Annotated in this window: 2 protein-coding genes and 1 pseudogene; all 3 read right to left on the bottom strand. The window is 58.4% G+C overall.

Annotation, left to right across the window (positions count from 1 at the left end):
- Positions 1-295, bottom strand: a pseudogene (locus H5U08_RS13925) (glutamine--fructose-6-phosphate aminotransferase); the annotation flags it as partial.
- Positions 296-671: 376 nt separating this feature from the next.
- A complete protein-coding gene (locus H5U08_RS13920; RefSeq protein ID WP_297034258.1) occupies positions 672-1,778 on the bottom strand; it encodes a lysylphosphatidylglycerol synthase transmembrane domain-containing protein in 1,107 nt (368 codons plus the stop codon).
- Positions 1,779-1,814: 36 nt separating this feature from the next.
- Positions 1,815-2,807 carry a GDP-mannose 4,6-dehydratase gene (gmd, locus tag H5U08_RS13915; RefSeq protein WP_297034255.1) on the bottom strand — a complete coding sequence of 331 codons (993 nt, stop codon included), beginning with the start codon at positions 2,805-2,807 and terminating at the stop codon, positions 1,815-1,817.
- Positions 2,808-3,157 lie beyond the last annotated feature (350 nt).

Genomic DNA, 3,157 nt, shown 5'->3' with positions numbered 1-3,157 from the left:
CGACTTCACCGTCGCCACCCAGATGGGGGTGGGCATTCACGTCGGTAGCTCCCCCGTGAGTGGCCCAGCGGGTGTGGCCGATTCCCATATCCCCCTGGGGGCGATAGGTTTCCACCAACTCCTGAAGACGCGAGATGCGTCCGGCGGCCTTAACCACGGCTATGCTCGCAGGAGCGGCAGTGCTGGCCAGGGCCAACCCCGCACTATCGTACCCCCGATATTCCAGACGCCGAAGTCCGTTGAGCAAAAAATCCGCTGCACTGGGCACGCCCACACACCCGACAATTCCGCACATCGACGCTACTCCTCTCTGGAAAAGCGTGTTTTCCGCGAATTCTCAGCGAACCCGCTTCGGATCCATTGTCCCTGCTTTGTGCTTCCGCTTTCGGTCAAAGTCAAGACTAGATATCAAAAAGAAAGCTGCCTGTCACGGGCAAATTATACCCGGAGGGATCGGCGGATCGGCGTTCGGCGTCGGCCGTATTGCCCCGCATCGGGCTTTTTCCCCGGGCAAAAACTTCTCTCTCCCATGGTTACCCATCCAAGAGGAGAGCCTTTTTCCCTTTTTGGCCAAGCAATCCTCGTGCCGCTTTACATAGCCAAATAACCTGATCTTTTTTCCAGGCGCCCCGTGCTCCACATCATGCCCCTGGACGACATCTGACGACATCTTACGGTACCGGGGGCGCCGGTGCCGCCGATTCCTGCCACTCCTCGGCTTCTTCTGCTTCTCGGAGGGCCTCCTGCCAATCTGCTCGGGCGAAGAAAAAGAAGTAGCTCAGGCCGGTCGTGGCAATCATCAGTGAAAACACCCGGTAAACCAGCAGCGTCACCAGGCCCTGTCCCGGCAGGACGCGTGTTCCATCGGCCAGCGGCATGAGGACGAAGAGCCGATCTAGAACGAACTCCGCCGGACCGATGGAAACGGGGATGACCTGCATGACACCCGCCAAAGGACAGAAGACAAAGTGCCTCGCCAGCGGCTGGACGTGCTCAAACAGGGACAGGCCGATGAGATAGATCGACACAGCAAACAACAGATGCACAGGAAAAGTCATGATGACGGAGGTGATCAGGATCCACGGATGATGTCGATAGGCACGAAACGCCGTCACGAACCGGGCCAGCAGTTTTCCCACAATCGGCAGACGTTCCAATAACGCGATCAGATTTCCTCCCGTCACATCCGGTGCCCAGCAGGCGATGAGCACCAGCGTCGCTCCCGCGGTCACAATCAGGACGACGCGGCAGACGCTCTGCAAAAGCGGAGGCGAGCTGGAAATCACCCCGGTCAGGAGTATGGCGCCGCTCGCCACGACAAAAAGGGCATACAGTCCCAGCACACGATCAACGAACACGGAGGCGACGGTTTCCGGCCGGTGGTCGGGAAACCGCCGTGCGGCAAGGATCGCCTTGGCCAGATCACCTCCCACCAGCCCCATCGGCGCCAGATTGAAGAGAAACCCAATAAAGCTGAAGCGAAACGACTCCGTCAATCGAAGCGGCACGTCAACTGTCCGCACCAGAACCCACCAGCGGAAAAATGTGATGAGAACACCGCTGCTGGCCGTCACAAATGCCAAAATGAGATAGTACCAGTATTGACCGGCGTGGTGGACGAGCTGCCAGAACTTTTCCGGGTTAAACCCGTGTTCGTCGGAAAAAATGCCCTCCCCCCGGCGCACGCTGTCCCAGACCAGATACCCAATGATCGCCGCTGAAAGCGTCACTTTCAGGAGCTGGATGGCCCATTGCTTCACGGTTTTCTGTTTCGCCATGAGAGGATCCCCGTCCCTTCTGGTCGGCGAAAAGCGTCACAGCGGGCGATAGGTGCGCTCGATCATCTCCCGGCGAACCCGCTCCAGATCAGCGTCCACCATCATACGTACCAACTCGGGGAAGGTGACCCTGGGCTTCCATCCCAGGACGGTCCGGGCCTTGGTGGCGTCCCCCCGAAGCGTGAACACCTCGGCCGGCCGGATGAGTCGGGGATCTATCTCCACGTAGCGCTTCCAGTCCAGTCCCACATAGTCGAAGGCCAACTCGACCAGCTCCCGAACGGAATGCTTTTCGCCGGTGGCGACCACGTAGTCATCGGGCTGAGGCTGCTGCAACATCAGCCACATGGCTTCCACGTAGTCCCCCGCAAAGCCCCAATCGCGCATCGCATCGAGGTTTCCCAGGTAAAGCTTTTCCTGGAGACCGAGCTTGATTCGGGCGACGGCGTCGGTGACTTTTCGGGTCACGAATTCCTTGCCGCGGCGCGGCGATTCATGATTGAAGAGGATTCCCGAGCAGGCGAAGATGCCGAAACTTTCCCGATAATTGACGGTGATCCAATGCCCATAGACCTTGGCCACGCCATACGGGCTGCGCGGATAGAAGGGCGTGTTCTCATTCTGCGGCTCTTCGCGAACGGCTCCAAACATTTCGCTGGAGCTGGCCTGATAAAACCGGATGGTCCGATCCACGTGGCGGATGGCCTCCAGCATCCGCGTCACTCCCAGAGCCGTGAACTCGCCCGTCAGAAGGGGCTGTTCCCAACTTGTGGGCACAAAGCTCATCGCCGCGAGATTGTAAACCTCGTGCGGACGAACCTCCGCAAGCAACCGCACGAGGGAGAGCTGGTCAAGCAGGTCCGCCTGATGGAGATGAATGCGATCCCGAATATGCTGAATGCGCTCAAACCCCTCCGTGCTGGATCGCCGCACCATTCCGTGGACCTCGTATCCTTTTTGCAGGAGGAACTCGGCCAGATAGGAGCCATCCTGCCCCGTGATCCCGGTGATCAACGCGCGTTTCGTCATGGCGATCCCTTTCCGCGAGACAACAGATTCCCTCGCACGGCAGTCAGTGCTTTCGCGTTCCGCTGGCTTTCCTTCACCTAGGCCGCTGGTTTGCGATTCGCGTCGCCTGCGCCATTTGATTGCATCCGGACGGCCTACTTTGAATTGCCAGCCAAATCGGTGATAATAACGTTTTTCCCCCGCAAAAGTTCGGCCGGCTGGATAAAAGCCTTCTCACCGCGAAGGCCCCAGTTGCTTAGGCGTCCAAATAGCTACTATACCCATGAATTTCAGCAGGGAGTGAGGGACACATGTTTCGCAATTTCAATGCCAATGTTTTGGGGACTTTTTTGCAGCAGAGCGAGATTATC

Source organism: Thermogutta sp. (assembly GCF_014359955.1).
In the GTDB taxonomy this organism is placed as follows: Bacteria; Planctomycetota; Planctomycetia; order Pirellulales; family Thermoguttaceae; genus Thermogutta.
This window is presented reverse-complemented; position numbering and strand designations above follow the sequence as displayed.